Annotated in this window: 15 protein-coding genes; 9 read left to right on the top strand and 6 right to left on the bottom strand. The window is 65.6% G+C overall.

Going from position 1 to position 15,954, the window contains the following annotated elements:
- Positions 1-42: 42 nt before the first annotated feature.
- Genes FRAAU_RS04230 through FRAAU_RS04220 form a run of 3 tightly spaced genes read right to left on the bottom strand, consistent with a single transcriptional unit; the run spans position 43 to position 3,271 of the window.
- The gene (locus tag FRAAU_RS04230; RefSeq protein ID WP_217176243.1) at positions 43-432 is read right to left on the bottom strand and encodes a DUF4186 domain-containing protein; all 390 of its coding nucleotides are present in this window, start codon (positions 430-432) and stop codon (positions 43-45) included.
- A 16-nt stretch (positions 433-448) separates the two neighbouring features.
- Positions 449-922, bottom strand: a complete 474-nt coding sequence (gene ybaK, locus FRAAU_RS04225) for a Cys-tRNA(Pro) deacylase (protein ID WP_014402332.1) — start codon at positions 920-922, stop codon at positions 449-451.
- A 48-nt stretch (positions 923-970) separates the two neighbouring features.
- Positions 971-3,271 (bottom strand): DNA translocase FtsK, encoded by a 2,301-nt coding sequence (locus FRAAU_RS04220; RefSeq protein ID WP_041270363.1) that lies wholly within the window; start codon positions 3,269-3,271, stop codon positions 971-973.
- Between the two features lie 340 nt (positions 3,272-3,611).
- Here FRAAU_RS04220 and trxB point away from each other — a divergent pair, with 340 nt between their 5' ends.
- The 5 genes from trxB to FRAAU_RS04195 are packed head-to-tail and all read left to right on the top strand — an operon-like array spanning position 3,612 to position 8,206.
- The gene (trxB, locus tag FRAAU_RS04215; protein ID WP_014402330.1) at positions 3,612-4,574 is read left to right on the top strand and encodes a thioredoxin-disulfide reductase; all 963 of its coding nucleotides are present in this window, start codon (positions 3,612-3,614) and stop codon (positions 4,572-4,574) included.
- 3 nt (positions 4,575-4,577) lie between these two features.
- A complete protein-coding gene (locus FRAAU_RS04210) occupies positions 4,578-5,225 on the top strand; it encodes a DsbA family protein (RefSeq protein WP_014402329.1) in 648 nt (215 codons plus the stop codon).
- 52 nt (positions 5,226-5,277) lie between these two features.
- Positions 5,278-6,561 (top strand): GNAT family N-acetyltransferase, encoded by a 1,284-nt coding sequence (locus FRAAU_RS04205; RefSeq protein WP_014402328.1) that lies wholly within the window; start codon positions 5,278-5,280, stop codon positions 6,559-6,561.
- Positions 6,503-7,489 (top strand): MBL fold metallo-hydrolase, encoded by a 987-nt coding sequence (locus tag FRAAU_RS04200; protein WP_014402327.1) that lies wholly within the window; start codon positions 6,503-6,505, stop codon positions 7,487-7,489. Before FRAAU_RS04205 ends, FRAAU_RS04200 begins: the two co-directional genes overlap by 59 nt.
- 36 nt (positions 7,490-7,525) lie before the next feature.
- Complete coding sequence (locus FRAAU_RS04195) at positions 7,526-8,206, top strand: HAD family hydrolase (RefSeq protein WP_014402326.1); 681 nt, start codon at positions 7,526-7,528, stop codon at positions 8,204-8,206.
- Between the two features lie 42 nt (positions 8,207-8,248).
- On the opposite strand, the gene FRAAU_RS04190 is transcribed toward FRAAU_RS04195, so the two are convergent.
- Positions 8,249-9,112, bottom strand: a complete 864-nt coding sequence (locus tag FRAAU_RS04190) for a ParB N-terminal domain-containing protein (RefSeq protein WP_014402325.1) — start codon at positions 9,110-9,112, stop codon at positions 8,249-8,251.
- Positions 9,113-9,495: 383 nt separating this feature from the next.
- Here FRAAU_RS04190 and FRAAU_RS04185 point away from each other — a divergent pair, with 383 nt between their 5' ends.
- Both FRAAU_RS04185 and aat read left to right on the top strand, forming a co-directional pair.
- Positions 9,496-10,764 carry a D-mannose isomerase gene (locus FRAAU_RS04185; RefSeq protein WP_014402324.1) on the top strand — a complete coding sequence of 423 codons (1,269 nt, stop codon included), beginning with the start codon at positions 9,496-9,498 and terminating at the stop codon, positions 10,762-10,764.
- 68 nt (positions 10,765-10,832) lie between these two features.
- A complete protein-coding gene (gene aat, locus FRAAU_RS04180) occupies positions 10,833-11,552 on the top strand; it encodes a leucyl/phenylalanyl-tRNA--protein transferase (RefSeq protein ID WP_014402323.1) in 720 nt (239 codons plus the stop codon).
- Between the two features lie 111 nt (positions 11,553-11,663).
- Here aat and FRAAU_RS04175 read toward each other — a convergent pair whose 3' ends face one another.
- Positions 11,664-12,746, bottom strand: a complete 1,083-nt coding sequence (locus tag FRAAU_RS04175; RefSeq protein ID WP_014402322.1) for an alpha/beta hydrolase — start codon at positions 12,744-12,746, stop codon at positions 11,664-11,666.
- Between the two features lie 370 nt (positions 12,747-13,116).
- The gene (gene ispG / locus FRAAU_RS04170; protein ID WP_014402321.1) at positions 13,117-14,382 is read right to left on the bottom strand and encodes a flavodoxin-dependent (E)-4-hydroxy-3-methylbut-2-enyl-diphosphate synthase; all 1,266 of its coding nucleotides are present in this window, start codon (positions 14,380-14,382) and stop codon (positions 13,117-13,119) included.
- 220 nt (positions 14,383-14,602) lie between these two features.
- Here ispG and FRAAU_RS04165 point away from each other — a divergent pair, with 220 nt between their 5' ends.
- Both FRAAU_RS04165 and FRAAU_RS04160 read left to right on the top strand, forming a co-directional pair.
- On the top strand, positions 14,603-15,325 hold the full coding sequence (locus FRAAU_RS04165) for a Crp/Fnr family transcriptional regulator (RefSeq protein ID WP_014402320.1): 723 nt from the start codon (positions 14,603-14,605) through the stop codon (positions 15,323-15,325).
- Positions 15,326-15,479: 154 nt separating this feature from the next.
- Positions 15,480-15,944, top strand: coding sequence for a universal stress protein (locus tag FRAAU_RS04160; RefSeq protein WP_014402319.1), 465 nt, complete (start codon positions 15,480-15,482; stop codon positions 15,942-15,944).
- The last annotated feature ends 10 nt before the right edge of the window (positions 15,945-15,954 follow it).

Below are 15,954 nucleotides of genomic sequence, written 5' to 3'. Positions count from 1 at the left end.
TGATCGGATGTACTGGAAACCGTCAGTATGCGCATTCACGGCTTAACCGAACAGATCGGCCTGGGCCGCCTCTCCGGCAGCCTCCACTTCGACCAGCCAGCGGCGGATCAGGGCCAGCAGATAGGCCTGCTGCCGGCTGTCCAGCGGGCGTCCCGCCTCGAACCCATGCCACTTGGCGATACAGCCGCGACAACAGCTGGCCGTGGCATGCTGGGCGACAAACACCGGATGGCCACGCCATGGCGTCTGCTTGCCGTCACGCAACGGCTGCGCCGGAGCCAGGCGGCGGCCGATGAAATCGGCGGCATGCTCCAGCACCCGCTCCAGGCCCTTGTGCTGCAGATAGGCCTGATCCTCGGCATCAAGACGGAAGCCGGCCCTGAAGCGCGCGGCGCGCAGCCGGCGCCAGCAGGCTTCGTCTACGGCGGGCAAGGCTGACTGCACGATTTCAGGCCAGAATATCGGCCAGCTGAGCATCGGCAGCGCGGATCACATCCGCCGGTGCCAGTCGCAGCAGCATTCCGCGCTGGCCTCCGTTGATCACCAGCCAATCGCCAGCCTCGGCGCTGGCATCCAGCACAAAGGGCGAGCGCTTGCGTTGACCGAACGGACTGATGCCACCGACCTTGTAGCCGGTCAGACGTTCGGCATCGGCCGGCGCCAGCATCGAGGCCGACTTGCCGCCCTGCTGCTGGGCCAGTTTTTTCAGACTGAGCTGGGCGGCCACCGGAATGGCCACCACCACCGGATGCGCATCGACCTTGGCCAGCAAGGTCTTGAACACCCGCGAGGGATCCAGTGCCAGCGCCGCGGCGGCCTGCAGGCCTCGCTCGGATGCCGCCGGATCGTAATCGTAGAGAACCACTTCGTATGCCACGCCGAGCGCGTCCAGAGCCCGGGTGGCCATTGTCTGCTTGGCCATGCGCGGACCTTAAGCCCGCAACGGCGATGTCGCAAGTGGCGCCGCGACTCAGGATCGCGGCGGCGGCGGCGCCAGCACCTCGCGGTTGCCGTTGTGCTGGGGCGCGCTGACCACGCCTTCCTGCTCCATCTGCTCGATCAGGCGGGCGGCCCGGTTGTAGCCGATCCGCAGATGCCGCTGGACCCCCGAAATCGAGGCGCGACGGCTTTCGGTGACGATCCGCACCGCCTTGTCATACAGCACCGCCTCGCCATCGACGGTGTCATCCTCGGACTGCGGCAGGCCGGAGTCGTTGATGAACTTGCCGTCGGCGGTGGCCTGCACTTCCTCCAGCACGCCGGGAATATAGTCGGGCTCGCCCTGGGCCTTCAGCCAGTCGACCACGTGATGCACTTCGTGATCGTCGACGAAGGCCCCGTGGACGCGATCCGGGCTGGCCGTGCCCGGCGGCAGATAGAGCATGTCGCCATGCCCCAGCAGGGTCTCGGCCCCGGACTGGTCCAGAATCGTGCGCGAGTCGATCTTGGAGGACACCTGGAAGGCGATGCGGGTCGGGATGTTCGCCTTGATCAGACCGGTGATCACATCCACCGACGGACGCTGGGTCGCCAGCACCAGATGCACGCCGGCAGCGCGCGCCTTCTGTGCCAGCCGCGCGATCAGCTCTTCGACCTTCTTGCCGACGATCATCATCATGTCGGCGAATTCATCGATGATGACCACGATGTAAGGCAACGGCTGCAAAGGCTCGGCGACCACGCTGGGCTGCTCGGGATTGGGCCGGAACAGCGGGTCCAGCAGCGGCTGGCCCTTGTCGTCAGCCTCTTTCACCTTCTTGTTGAAACCGGCCAGATTGCGCACGCCCACGGCCGCCATCAGCTTGTAGCGACGCTCCATCTCGGCCACGCACCAGCGCAGGGCATTGGCGGCCTCCTTCATGTCGGTGACCACCGGCGCCAGCAGATGCGGAATGCCCTCGTAGACCGAGAGCTCCAGCATCTTCGGGTCGATCATGATCATCCGCACGTCTTTCGGGCTGGACTTGTAGAGCAGGCTCAGCACCATCGCGTTGACGGCTACCGACTTGCCCGAGCCGGTGGTGCCGGCTACCAGCAGATGCGGCATCTTGGCCAGATCGGCCACTGCCGGACGCCCGGCAATGTCTTTGCCCAGCGCCAGCGCCAGGGGCGACTTCAGCTGATCGTACTTGTCCGAGCGCAGGATTTCGGACAGATACACGATCTGCTTCCTCGCATTGGGGATTTCCAGACCGATCACGTTCTTGCCGGGAATCACGTCGACCACGCGCACGCTGACCACCGACAGGCCGCGGGCGATGTCCTTGTCCAGGCTGGAAACCTGGCTGCCGCGGATGCCGGCGGCCGGCTCCAGCTCGAACCGGGTAATCACCGGGCCGGGATAGACCCCGACCACTTTGACCTCGATCTTGAAGTCGCGCAGCTTCAGCTCGACCTGCCGCGAGAGCACTTCCAGGGTTTCCTCGGAATAGCCCGGGCCCTGCTCAGGCGCCTCGTCCAGCAGTGACAGCGGCGGCAGACTGCCTGGTGCCGCACCGGCCGTGAACAGCGGGATCTGGTTCTCGACCTTGGCCCGTTCGCTGCGGACCACCGGTGCCGGCGGCGCCTCGATGCGCACCGGCTCGCGCTTGGCCAGCTTCTGCGACTCGACCTTGACCACCTGCTCGCGTTCATCGCGCGACTGGCGCGCCGCCAGCTTTTCCGGCGCCTCGCGCAGTTTGCCTTCGAACCAGCTGAAGATCCGCAACACGCCACGGCCCAGACTGTCCATCACCTTGAACCAGGACAGGCCGGTAGCCAAGGTGATCGCCACCAGGAAAATCGCCAGCAGCAGCAGGGGGGCACCCTTGCCTCCCAGCTCGCGCAGCAGGACGCTGCCCACCCAGTGACCGATGATGCCGCCGGCGCCTTCCGGCAGAATCCTGAGATGGCTCATGGTCAGGGTCAGCAACGACGGCAGGGTGATGAAGAAGAACACCAGGCCGATCAGCCGCAGCGAGGGCTCCCACGGCTGCACAGTACGCACACCGCGATGGCGCAGCACCTGCGCGCCCAGCACCAGCAGGATCACCGGAAAGGCATAAGCCACCAGACCGAAAATGTAACGCAGCAGATTGGCGATATTGGCGCCCAGGGCACCGCCGAAATTCACCGCCACATGGGCATTGCCGGCATGTCCCCAACTGGGATCCTGGTCGTTGTAGCTGAACAGGCACATCAGCAGATACAGCGCCAGCGGAATCAGCAGGATCGCTCCGGCCTCGCGCAGGCGCCGTTTCAATTCGTCACTCAGCGCCGGCCAACGCGGCACAGGCGCCTTGGGTACCGGCGTGGGCCTGCGGGTTTTTGCCTTGTCTTGATCCGTACGCGCCACGTTATACCGTCATCCTTTAGATTCGTCTGTCCATCGGGTTGCACCATGCCATTGCAGGCATGCCGACACGCTCCGCGCGATCGCCGCCACCGACCCTGACGCCCCGGGCTTCTCCGGAAATCGCCCGGGCCATGCCTTGCAACCTGCATCTGGCTCCCCCATCTTGGGGCAGTCGGGCCTGCATGTGGCGTTCTTCGGGAAACTACAGCAAGCAAGCACCTGAAGGCCATGTCATGCCCATCACCATCGATTGCGCAACCCATCAAGGATTATAACCATGAGCTCCCCCAAACATAGCCGCCTGCTGATCCTGGGTTCGGGCCCGGCCGGGTACACCGCTGCCGTGTATGCCGCCCGTGCCAATCTGCAGCCGACCATGATCACCGGCCTGCAGCAGGGCGGCCAGCTGATGACGACCACCGAAGTGGACAACTGGCCCGGCGACCAGAACGGCGTGCAGGGACCTGAGCTGATGCAGCGCATGGCCGAGCATGCCGAACGCTTCAAGACCGATATGATCTTCGACCATATCCACACCGCCGAGCTGGGCCAGCGCCCCTTCAAGCTGATCGGCGATTCCGGCGAATACACCGCCGACGCACTGATCATCACCACCGGCGCCACTGCCAAGTACCTGGGGATTCCCAGCGAAGAGAAGTTCAAGGGCCGCGGGGTCTCCGCCTGCGCCACCTGCGACGGTTTCTTCTTCCGCGAACAGGTGGTCGTGGTCATCGGCGGAGGCAATACCGCGGTCGAGGAAGCCCTGTATCTGTCCAATATCTGCAGCAAGGTCTATCTGGTCCACCGCCGTGACAGCCTGCGCGCCGAGAAGATCATGCAGGACAAGCTGTTCGAGAAGGCCGCCGCCGGCAAGGTCGAGCTGGTCTGGAACAGCGAGATCGACGAAGTGCTGGGCGATGACTCCGGCGTCACCGGCGTAAGGGTGAAGAGCACCCTCGACGGCGCCCTGCGCGAGATCGAGGCCACCGGCTTCTTCGTGGCCATCGGCCACACGCCCAATACCGGCATCTTCAAGGATCAGCTGGAGATGACCGACGGTTATCTGAAGATCCGCAGCGGCCTGGAAGGCCTGGCCACGATGACCAGCGTGCCCGGTGTGTTCGCCGCCGGCGACGTGGCCGACCATGTCTATCGCCAGGCCATCACCTCGGCAGGGTTCGGCTGCATGGCGGCGCTGGATGCCGAGCGCTGGCTGGACCAGCACGCCCCGGCCGCCTGACCCATGGCCCGTCTGCACTACATCCATGACCCGCTGTGCGGCTGGTGCTATGCCGCCGGACCCTTGATCGATGCCGTGCGACAGGCCTTCGGCGCGCGACTGCCCCTGCAGTTGCACGCCGGAGCACTGTTCGCCGAACCGGTGCCGCTGGATGGCGAGCTGGCCACCAAGATCCACGAGGCCGACCAGCGCATCGCCGAGCTGACCGGCCAGGTCTTCGGCGCGCCCTACCGTGAAGGTCTGCTGGCCGAAGAAGGCACGGTGCTGTATTCGCTGCCCCCCATCGTGGCGACCCTGGCCGCGGAACGCATCGACCCGGCCCAGGCCCTGCCGATGCTGCAGGCGATCCAGCAGGCGCATTACCAGCGTGGACTGCGGGTGGCCTCGGAAGAGATCCTGGCCGAACTGGCCGAACAGATCGGCCTGCCGGCCGCCGCCTGGGCCGAGGCCTTCGAAGCGGTGCGCGAACAGCCGCTGGTCGATCATGTCGAGGCGGCGCGTGCGCTGATGGCCGAAGTCGGCGGCCGCGGTTTTCCCACCCTGATACTGGAAACCGAGGAGGGCCGGCTGAAGCTGGATCACCAGCGCTACTACGGCCAGCCTGAAGCGCTGGTCGCCGAACTGCAGGGCCGGATCGGCCGCCTGCACTGAACCGCCATGGCCACCGGAGCGATCCGGTGGCCAGCTTGCTTGAGGTGCTTGCGTGGAATCTGCTGTTCTTCCCGCCTTGCAGGCCCGTTTCCATGACCGTCTCGAGACCATCGACGCCGAGTCCTGGAATCGCCTGCGTCCGTCTGCCCACCCCTTTCTCGATCACGCCTTTCTGGCCGGACTCGAACAGACCGGTTGCATCCGCCATGACTGGGGCTGGCAGCCGCATCATCTGGGCCTTTATCGAGGCGAGCAGCTGGTGGCCGCCGCGCCGCTGTATCTGAAAGGCAATTCGCATGGCGAATTCGTGTTCGACTGGAGCTGGGCCGATGCCTGGGAACGGGCCGGTGGCGAGTACTACCCCAAACTGCTGAATGCCGTGCCCTACTCGCCGGTACCCGGACCGCGTCTGCTGGCTGGTCAGGGCGAGGATGCCGATGCCTTGCGACAAGCTCTGGTACAGGCCATGCAGGCGGAAACCGCACGCCTGCAACTCTCGTCGCTCCACGCCAATTTCCTGACCCCGCCGGACTTGCCGGCCTTTCCCGCCGAGTGGCTGGCCCGCAGCGACCTGCAATACCACTGGCACCACCGCGGCTGGGCGGATTTCGAGGCTTTTCTGGCGGCACTGACTCCGAAAAAGCGCAAGAACATCCGTCAGGAGCGCCGCCGGGTCGCCGGCTACGGGCTGGATATCGCGATGCAGGACGGTGCCGCCTTCAGTGCCGCCGAATGGTCACGACTGCATGAGCTGTACCGGAACACCTTCGATGAAAAGGGCAACCACGCAGCACTGACGCCGGCCATGTTCCAACGCTTTGGCCAGGCGCTGTCCGCCCAGGTACGGGTGGCCACGGCCCGCCACCAGGGTGAAATCATTGCGATGGCCTTGTTTCTGCAGGGACCCGAGACCTTGTACGGCCGCTACTGGGGCGCCGATCCGGCGGCCTTCGACGAGCCGGTGAACGCCCCCGCCACCACGGACACGACGACCGGGGGCTCGCTGAGCTATCTGCATTTCGAACTGTGCTATTACCGTGGCATCGAGCATTGCCTGACGGAGGGTCTGGCCTGTTTCGAACCCGGTGCCCAGGGACGCCATCACAAGATGGCCCGCGGTTTTATGCCCACTCTGACGCATTCAAGGCATTATCTGCCCCACCCCGGATTCCGTCAGGCCGTGCAGCACGCCCTGCATAGGGAAGCGCAGGCGCGCCTTCAGACCCAGGCGGAACTGCTCGGCCACAGTCCCTATCTCCATGATCGCGAGCCCCAGCATGAGCCAGTCACTTCCCTTCGTCACCCCGGACCCGGTCACCTGCCAGCCGCTGGGTGACGGCACTCTCCTGATCGACACCGGCTTTGTACGGCCCGGCTTCGATGGCGCCTATCTGCTGGTCGAGGGCGGCCGTGCCGCCTTCGTCGATTGCGGCACCGCCCATTCGGTACCGCGACTGTTGGCCACCCTCGCCGCCCAGGGGCTGCAACCGACCGACGTGGAAGCACTGATCCTGACCCATATCCATCTGGATCATGCCGGCGGTGCCGGCCAGCTGCTGCAGCACCTGCCCCATGCCCAGCTGCTGGTGCATCCGCGCGGTGCCCGCCATATGGCCGATCCCTCAAAACTGTGGGCCGGTGCCAGCGCGGTCTATGGCGAGGAGGTCATGCGCCGCGATTATGGCGAGCTGCTGCCGATTCCTGCCGAGCGCATCATCGAAGCCGGCGAAGGCCACCGCTTCAGCCTGGCTGGTCGGGAGCTGCATTTTCTCGATACGCCCGGCCATGCCCGCCATCACCTGAGCATCCACGATATCAGCCGCGAGCAATGCTTTACCGGCGATACCTTCGGCCTTTCCTACCGGGAATTCGACACGCCGGCCGGCGTATTCATACTGCCGACCACCACCCCGGTGCAGTTCGATCCCCGAGCGCTGCATGCCTCGATCGACCGGATCATGGCGCTGCAGCCGCGCAGGCTGCTGCTGACCCACTACGGCCCCGTCACGGCCCAACCGGAGCTGACCGCGCAGCTGCACCGACTGATCGATGCCATGGTGACACTGGCCCAGGACCAGGCCCAGCTCGGCGGCGAGGAGCGCCATATGCGACTGGTCCAGGGCCTGGCCTGCCTGTACCGGCATGCCCTGGACCAGCACGGCTGGCACGGCGACGAGGTCGAATTCATGCGCCTGCTGGGCAATGATATCGAGCTGAATGCCCAGGGTCTGGGCATCTGGCTGGACCAGTCGCCCACCCACTGACATCCCCTGCCCGTCTGATCGCCCATGAGTGAATCCATGCCCGTCATCCCTTTTGAAGCGCTGCTGTTCGACTGCGACGGCGTTCTGGTCGACTCCGAACCTCTGGTCAATGCCGTGCTGGTCGAGATGCTGGGCGAAATGGGCTGGTCGCTGGACCACGACGAGGCACTGGAGCGGTTCACCGGCACCATGGTCCGAGACCACGCTGCACTGATTCTGGAAAAGACCGGCGTCGTCATCGATCCAGCCTGGGAAAAACGCTTCCGCGCCCGTCGCGATCAGCGACTGCAGGCCGAGCTGCAGGCCATTCCCGGTGCCAGGCAGGCCGTGGCTGAATTGCATCGCGACATGGCGGGCCGGATGGCGGTGGCCTCGGGCGCCGATATCGGCAAGGTCCGGATGCAGCTGGACAAGACCGGCATCGCCACCTGGTTCGACGGCCAGGTCTTCAGTGGCCAGGATCTCGCCGCCAACAAGCCGGCACCCGATATCTATCTGCATGCCGCCCGCCAGCTGGGGGCGGATCCCGCACGCAGCGCGGTGGTCGAGGATTCGCTCACCGGCATCCGGGCCGGCGTGGCCGCAGGTGCCACCGTCTTCGGCTATCTGCCGGCCACGACCCGCCATGTCACTGCCGAGGCCATGCGCCGGGCCGGAGCTCACACCGTATTCCGGCATATGGAAGAGCTGCCGCAGTGGCTGCGGCAGCCCCTCTGATGCCTGCGCCGCCGCAGACGAGGCGGTGGCAAGCCAGCCAGCTCAGGCTGGCGGCGACAGATGCTGCTTCAGCCGTTCGATCTGCTCCTTGAGCTGCTCGTTTTCATCGGCCAGCTCGGCTACCCGGGCCCGCAAGGTCCGCAGCTCGCGATCGACATGCGGCGGCAGCGGCGCGTCCTCGTCGCTCCCGCCGGTTTCCGCCTTTTCCTTGGGCGGGCGACGCCGGGCTTCGCGAGCCCGTTTGGCGGCCTGGCGCAACTCGTCCCGACCCGCCTCGGCCGCGGCTTTCTGCTCTTCCTCGGGCAAGGTCGCGACCGCGGCGGCGGCATTGATCGAAAGACTGCCCGAACGCACGGCCTCGATCACTTCAGGAGCCGCCTGGCGCTGGATCTTCTCGATCAGCCCGACCTGGTTGCGGCTGAGTTTGGCCTCACGGGCGATCAGCTCCCGCTCCTTGGCCCCCAGCGGTTGCACGCCGGTGGTATCGGATTCATCCCAAGGCAGGCCGGCATCCGTCTCGCCAGCCGCCGGCTCCGCGACCGGAGCCGGTATCGAAGCCGCGGCCTGAGCCTCTGCTTCAGCGCGGCTGGCCATGATTTCACGCTTGCGCAAGGCCAGCACACCACGCTGGAAGTCGGACACGCTGCGACGTCCCAGATGCTGCTCGATCATCCACAGATGCACATCATCCAGCGACTGGAAGCGCTCCATCTGGATGGTCTTGAACGGGATATCGTGCTTCTGGCAGATCGCATAACGATTATGTCCGTCCACGAGCACGTTGCCCCACAGCACCAGGGCATCCCGGCAGCCTTCGGCCAGCACGCTCTGCTCCAGCGCCTCGAACTCGTCGGGGGTCAGCGGGTCGATATAGGCACGCAAGGCCTCGTTGATCAGGATATCCATGACGGCGGAGTCTTCCAGACATCAAAAGGCCGGCATTGTAGCGGTCGACGAGCCTGCCCGGACAGGCCGGATCGTTCCTGAAAACGGGTGGCAGTGAAGATGCCGCTCGCCGCTGGCATGGCGAAAACGTATCATGGCCCTTCGATGAGCACTCTCCGGCTTGCGTCAGCACACAACCCGCCATGGTGGCCGGCAGGACCGCCAGATGCAGGTGTTCCGACCGCATCCCGCGGCGGCTTCGCGGCATGCGGTTTTGCACCGATCAGCCTTCCCCGCCTACGACACCGACCGGTGCCATGCACAGCTCTGGCAGGCCTCCTGCCCGCCGGCATCCATCGGGCGCATCGTCGTCCTCCCCCTCTTGTTCACCCCGGATCCACCTCATGAGCAAAAGCTATACGCCTACGCTGAGTCCCTTATACAGCCGTTCAGGCCATCGCCAGTGGCTGAACCAGGAGCGCCAGCGGCTGCTGGATTTTTCCCGCGCATCCCGGCTGACCAGTGGCGGTTTCGGCGCACTGGATGCCCAGGGCGAACCGGTCGCAGGCGCCACCGCCAGCACCATGATCACCGCCCGCATGACCCATTGCTTCGCGATTGCCGCCCTGGAAGGCATCCCCGGCGCCTGGACACTGGCCAGGCATGGTGTCGATGCCTTGCTGGGCCTGCTGCGCGATGCCGAGTTCGGCGGCTGGTACAGCGATGAAAGCGAGATCGGCAAGGGCGACAAGCAGGCCTATGTCCATGCCTTCGTGGCGCTGGCTGCCAGCTCGGGCGAAGCCGCCAACATCCCCGGCAGCCATCTGCTGATGGAGCAGGCCATCACGGTGATCGAGCAGCATTTCTGGTCGGATGCCGAAGGCTGCATGATGGAAAGCTTCTCGCGCGACTGGAGCGTGTCCGAGGACTATCGTGGCGCGAACAGCAATATGCATGCCGTGGAGGCCTTTCTCGCCCTGGGGGATGTCACCGGCAACCCCTTGTGGCGACAGCGCGCGCTCAGCATCGCCCGCCAGATCATCCATCTGCATGCCGCCCACAACCAGTTTGCCGTGGTCGAACATTTTTCCGCTGACTGGACACCGGACCGGGACTACAACGCCGAGCACCCGGTGGATCCGTTCCGTCCTTATGGCGTCACCCCCGGTCACGCCTTCGAATGGGCCAGGCTGCTGCTGAACCTGGAGCATTCGCTGCTGCGCTATGGCGAGGATGCCCCGGGCTGGCTGCTGGCCGATGCACGGCAGCTCTTCGAGACGGCCTGCACCACCGGCTGGGACGTCGATGGCCAGCCCGGTCTGGTCTATACCCTGGACTGGAACGAACAGCCCAGGATCCACCATCGCATGCACTGGACCCTGGCCGAAGCCAGCGCCGCCGCGGCCGCCCTCGGCCAGCGTACGGGCGAGCGCCGTTACAACAGCTGGTACCGGACCTTCTGGGACTATATCGCCATGTATTTGATCGATCTGCGCCATGGCAGCTGGCACCATGAGCTGGATCGCGACAACCGGCCTTCGGCCCTGCTGTGGGGCGGCAAGGCCGATCTCTACCATGCCTATCAGGCCACCCTGCTGCCGCAACTGCCGCTGTCACCCACTCTGGCCAGCGCCATGCGCCTGCGTGCCAACCTGCATCCGGGCGAACGCTGAGCACCGGCTGCCGCCATTTCCCCCGGCCGGCGATACATGCCGGCCGGGTTTGCGGTAGCCTCGTCCTCATGACGCGCGCGCTGACCCTGCCCCTGCTCGACCCTGCGGACCCGACCCGGTTTCCGGACCCTCGTCAGGCCCTGACCTCGCCGGACGGCCTGCTGGCTTTCGGCGGCGACTTGTCGCCGCCCCGGCTGCTGGCCGCCTATGCCCAGGGCATTTTTCCCTGGTTCAACGCGGACGAACCCATTCTTTGGTGGTCACCCGACCCCCGCTGTGTGCTGGATACTGCCCTGCTGCGCCCCAACCGCCGTCTGCGCAAGCTGGGCCAGCGCAAGAGCTGGACCTTCACCCTGGATCATGCCTTCGATGCCGTAGTCCAGGCCTGTGCCGCCCCACGTGCACAGCAGGCGGGCACCTGGATCATTCCGGCCATGGCCTCGGCTTATGGTCGCCTGCATCAGCTCGGTCATGCCCACAGCGTGGAAGTCTGGGATGGAGAGCACCTGGTCGGTGGCCTCTACGGCATCGCCGTAGGCAATCTGTTCTGCGGCGAATCCATGTTCAGCCGCGAGAGCGGCGGCTCCAAACTGGCGCTGATGGCCTTGGCCGCCCAACTGCGGCAATGGGGATTTCCGCTGATCGATGCCCAGCTCACCAATCCGCACCTGCTCAGCCTGGGCGCACGCGAACTGTCCCGGGAAGACTTTCTGGCCGAGGTCGCCCGCCTGGTGGTGCTGCCCGGGCAGCCGGGCAGCTGGCGGCGCGAACTGCCGCCACCGACCTGATGTCATCAACCTGATGTCATCAACCGGATCTTGCCCGCTGAAGAACCCGGTCAGCCGTCGCGATCCCGGGCCGGCGGGCGACCTATCTATCGATGCCGGGCACCGCATCGCTCAGGACGGATGGCCTCTGGCCGGGTCCGGCATCGCCCCGCTGGCGGCTCCGCCTACCGGAGGACAGGGCTTGCCGGTATCGGCCCCGCAGACATAGGTCATCCCCAGCACCTGGTGCAGGAAATTCCGGCTGTCGACATAGACCTGGGCGGAAGCCTTCGATCGCAGCGGAGAGACGATCACGTGTGCACCGGCATCGGCATAGGCCTGCTTGCGCTTGTCCGCCGCCGGAGTGGCAACCTGAGCGTACATAGCCAGCATCGCCGGCACCGAGACGGTCGTGTCGTGATGCTCGGAATCGGCCCAGTAGTAGCCAAGAAACATCGGTGCACGAATGGCCTTGAACAGGCTCGGCGTCAGCGACGAGCGCAACTCGGCGATGGCCTTGTAGCCATCGATATGCATCTGCCCGGCCCAGTAGACCGAATCCTGATCATAGGCCAGATGATCACGACCATGATTCTTCAGATATTTCAGCAGCCATTCGCCATCAGGCCAGAACATCGGATCCAGTTGATCCCGGTATTCACGGACCAGCGGCGAGTACAGCAGCAGGGCATCCACCGCCGCGGGTTCACGCCCTGCCAGCTCGAGAGCCAGTCCACCGCCCATCGAGGTGCCGATCACGATCACGCGCCGCCCCAGGGCGTGGCCGATGGCCAGCGCCCTGGCGGCACCATCCAGCCATTGCTGCGCATCGATCCCGCGCATGGCATCGACCGATGCCAGACCGTTGCCCGGCAATCGCGGCAGAAACAGATTGCAGCCGAAGTCCCGGGCCAATTCGCGATGCACCGGTGCGCCCTCGCCCTGACTGGCCCCGAAGCCATGCAGATAGATGATGGCGCACGCCGACGGCGCCGGATGCGCCGGGTCGACCCAGACGATGCGTGCCTGATTGTCGGGACGGATGCCGGCAGTGGCCCGCTCACCGGCCGCCACCATCGCCTGCAAGGCGGACGGATCGGATGGAACGACCGGCAACCGGACTTCCAGCTGGCGATGATGGGCACGCGGCCCCAGCGCCATCAGCAACAGCAGGGCGACAAGGACAAGCGCCGTAACAAGCCGAGTTTTCTTCATGGACTGCGCCTCTCCGGCGATAGACTGATCTCGGCTTCCTTCCGCGAAGCTGAAATCATGGCTGCAAGGTGGTTCCGGCTTGCCCGTTGACCGGATAGAACGGCTCCGGCAGATCGTCGGCATCAGTCGGATGTGCCCTGTGACCGGAATCGGTCGCCTGCAGACGCACGGATCCGGCATCTGCACCGGCTTGGAAGACCACAGGTAGCCCGAGTATGGACGGATGGACAGGTTCGAGCCGGTCCCTGCAGCACCTCCGGCATCGCGGCTCGGATCGAAGCCGTGCAGACAGGGGCGGCGACCGGATGACCATGCACGAAAAAGGCCGGCTCCGCCTCGAACGACGGCGGCCGGCCTCGGATCAGGCAGATCAGGCGCCGCGCGAGGTGTAGCGGGTCTCGACGTAGTTTTCCAGAATCTGGACAAACTCGTTGGCGATATTGTCGCCACGCAAGGTCATCTTCTTCTCGCCGTCGATAAATACCGGTGCGGCCGGGGCTTCGCCATTGCCCGGCAGCGAAATGCCGATATTGGCATGCTTGGACTCGCCCGGGCCATTGACGATGCATCCCATCACGGCCAAGGTCATGTTCTCGACGCCGTCGTACTTCACCCGCCATTCCGGCATCTTCGCACGGACGTGGCCTTGCACGGTCTTGGCCAGCTCCTGGAAGAACTCGCTGGTGGTACGGCCGCAGCCCGGGCAGGCGGTGACCAGCGGGGTGAACGCGCGCAGTCCCATCGTCTGCAGCAGTTCCTGCGCCACCTGCACTTCACCGGTACGCGGCTGGCCGGGTTCCGGGGTCAGCGAGATCCGGATGGTGTCGCCGATCCCTTCCTGCAACAGCACGCCGAGTGCGGCACTGGAGGCGGTAATGCCCTTGGAGCCCATGCCGGCCTCGGTCAGCCCCAGATGCAAGGCGTAGTCGCAGCGCCCGGCGATGTCACGATAGACCGCGATCAGCTCCTGCACGCCCGATACCTTGCAGGACAGGATGATGCGATCACGGGCCAGACCGATCTCCTCGGCCTTGGCCGCCGATTCCAGCGCGGAACGGATCAGCGCTTCACGAGCCACCGCACCGGCATCCCATGGATCGCTGCGGCTGCCGTTCTCGTCCATCAGCCGGGCGACCATGGTCTGATCCAGCGAGCCCCAGTTGGCGCCGATGCGGACCGGCTTGCCGTAGCGGATCGCCGCCTCGATGATGGCCGCGAAGTGGCTGTCCTTCTTCTTGCCGAAGCCGACATTGCCCGGATTGATGCGGTACTTGCCCAGCGCCTCGGCACAGGCCGGCTCGGCTTCCAGCAGCTGGTGGCCGTTGTAGTGGAAATCACCGACGATGGGCACGTCCACGCCCATCATGTCCAGGCGTTCGCGGATCCGCGGCACGGCCGCAGCCGCGGCCGGCGTGTTCACAGTGATGCGGACCATCTCCGAACCGGCGCGGGCCAGTTCGGCAATCTGCTTGGCCGTGCCGGCGGCGTCTTCGGTGTCGGTATTGGTCATGGACTGGACCACCACCGGTGCGCCGCCGCCCACCGTCACCTTGCCGATTTGAACGCCCACGCTGTTGCGGCGGGGCTCTGCAGTGGCCACGCGTGGCCGATAGGTTTGGATTTCGCTTTCGCTCATGGGGACGATCGTCGTTCAGTAAAGGCCGCGCCTCGCGCAGCGAGGCCGCCATGATACCTCATCACGATTTGCAGGCCGTGACAGACTGTCGCATGATGATGACTTGATTCAGCCAGTCCGGCCCCCGGGCCTATACTGATTCAACGAATGCGTCAGGCTGATGTTCTGGCGCCCGACTGTTCAACCGCCTGATACGCGGCGTGCGCGAGGACGCAACAGCATGTCTACAGTCTTGCAAGAAACCAGCCCGGCCGCCTCGACGGTACCTGCCTTCTGCGGCGCCTGCATTCATCTGGACCAATGCCAGGCCGAGCACATGGGCGTGACCTGCGCCGTCGAACGCCGCGGCCCCTGCCGTCAGGGTGACCACCTGTACCGTCCCGAGACCCGATTCAGCGGCGCCTATGCGGTGCAGGCCGGTATGGCCAAGACTGTGCGTCGGGACAGCAAGGGCAACGAACAGGTTCTGGCTTTCCACCTGCCCGGCGAACTGTTCGGGCTGGATGCCCGCGGCCAGCGCCAGCACAGCAACGCCGCCGTGGCACTCGGTCATACTTGGTTCTGTCATTTCCCGGAAACCAAGCTCAGCAAGCTGGAAAGCGAAGACGAGAACGTCCGCAAGCAGCTGAGCAGGATGACCCGGCGTCTGCGCCAGTCCTATCGGGTCCGCTCCGCCGAGGGACGTGCCGATCAGCGTCTGGCGGCCTTCATTCTGGATCTGTGCGACCGGCGAGCCGCCGTCGGCCTGCGTGCCGACCGACTGCCGATGCTGATGTCCCGCATCGATATCGCCAGCTTTCTGGACATGGCCGTGGAAACCATCAGCCGTCTGCTGGGCAAGCTGCAGAAGGCCGGCCTGATCAAGGTCGGTCCCAATCAGGTCGACATCATCAACGAAGCCGGCCTGCGGACGCTGGCCGCCCCTCTGCTCGGCAATCTCTGATCACCCGGGCGCTGGCGGGAAGACCGCCTGCGCCGCCGCGTCCCTCCCCGCCTGACAGGACCGATGGCCGGCCTTGACCCGCCTGATGCCCATCAAGCCGCGCCGCAGGCGGCGCTCCCGTCCCCCCCCCCCATGCCGCAAGCCCGGAGCCCTTATGTCAGCCCCCATTCTGATTGCCATTGACGGCTCGTCCCGGGCCGAGGCGCTGCTGCAGCTGGCCGCACGCCACGCCAAGGCGCTGAACGCCCCGGTCGAGGTGATCTGCGTTCTCGATCCCGACCGCGACCCCGCCGCCCTGACACCGACCCTGCTCGGCACCGGCGAAATCATCCCCGATACCGGCCCTTCCCAGGCCCAGCTTGATGCCGATCAGGCCGTTGTTGCTGCGGTCAGCCAGCTGCAGGCCGCCGGCGTCGAAGCCAAAGGCCATGTCGCCAGTGGCGAGCCCAGTCGTCTGATCTGCACCTATGCCCGCAACCGCAATTGCCAGCTGATCGTGCTGGGCCACCGCTACCGCCACTGGTTCGCCAAACTGCGGGAAGGCTCGGTCTGCCATGCCGTGATCGAGCATGCCAGCTGTCCGGTGCTGGTACAGACCCCGCACAGTCACGGCGCCTGAGAGACCCCGC

Origin of the sequence: Frateuria aurantia DSM 6220 (assembly GCF_000242255.2) — a bacterium.
Taxonomy (GTDB): domain Bacteria; phylum Pseudomonadota; class Gammaproteobacteria; order Xanthomonadales; family Rhodanobacteraceae; genus Frateuria; species Frateuria aurantia.
This window is presented reverse-complemented; position numbering and strand designations above follow the sequence as displayed.

Coding starts and splice junctions, on each gene's coding strand:
- ybaK (WP_014402332.1), bottom strand. CDS start 922: ATGGCCAAGCAGACAATGGCCACCCGGGCTCTGGACGCGCTCGGCGTG.
- trxB (WP_014402330.1), top strand. CDS start 3,612: ATGAGCTCCCCCAAACATAGCCGCCTGCTGATCCTGGGTTCGGGCCCG.
- FRAAU_RS04210 (WP_014402329.1), top strand. CDS start 4,578: ATGGCCCGTCTGCACTACATCCATGACCCGCTGTGCGGCTGGTGCTAT.
- FRAAU_RS04200 (WP_014402327.1), top strand. CDS start 6,503: ATGAGCCAGTCACTTCCCTTCGTCACCCCGGACCCGGTCACCTGCCAG.
- FRAAU_RS04195 (WP_014402326.1), top strand. CDS start 7,526: ATGCCCGTCATCCCTTTTGAAGCGCTGCTGTTCGACTGCGACGGCGTT.
- FRAAU_RS04190 (WP_014402325.1), bottom strand. CDS start 9,112: ATGGATATCCTGATCAACGAGGCCTTGCGTGCCTATATCGACCCGCTG.
- FRAAU_RS04185 (WP_014402324.1), top strand. CDS start 9,496: ATGAGCAAAAGCTATACGCCTACGCTGAGTCCCTTATACAGCCGTTCA.
- aat (WP_014402323.1), top strand. CDS start 10,833: ATGACGCGCGCGCTGACCCTGCCCCTGCTCGACCCTGCGGACCCGACC.
- FRAAU_RS04175 (WP_014402322.1), bottom strand. CDS start 12,746: ATGAAGAAAACTCGGCTTGTTACGGCGCTTGTCCTTGTCGCCCTGCTG.
- ispG (WP_014402321.1), bottom strand. CDS start 14,382: ATGAGCGAAAGCGAAATCCAAACCTATCGGCCACGCGTGGCCACTGCA.
- FRAAU_RS04165 (WP_014402320.1), top strand. CDS start 14,603: ATGTCTACAGTCTTGCAAGAAACCAGCCCGGCCGCCTCGACGGTACCT.
- FRAAU_RS04160 (WP_014402319.1), top strand. CDS start 15,480: ATGTCAGCCCCCATTCTGATTGCCATTGACGGCTCGTCCCGGGCCGAG.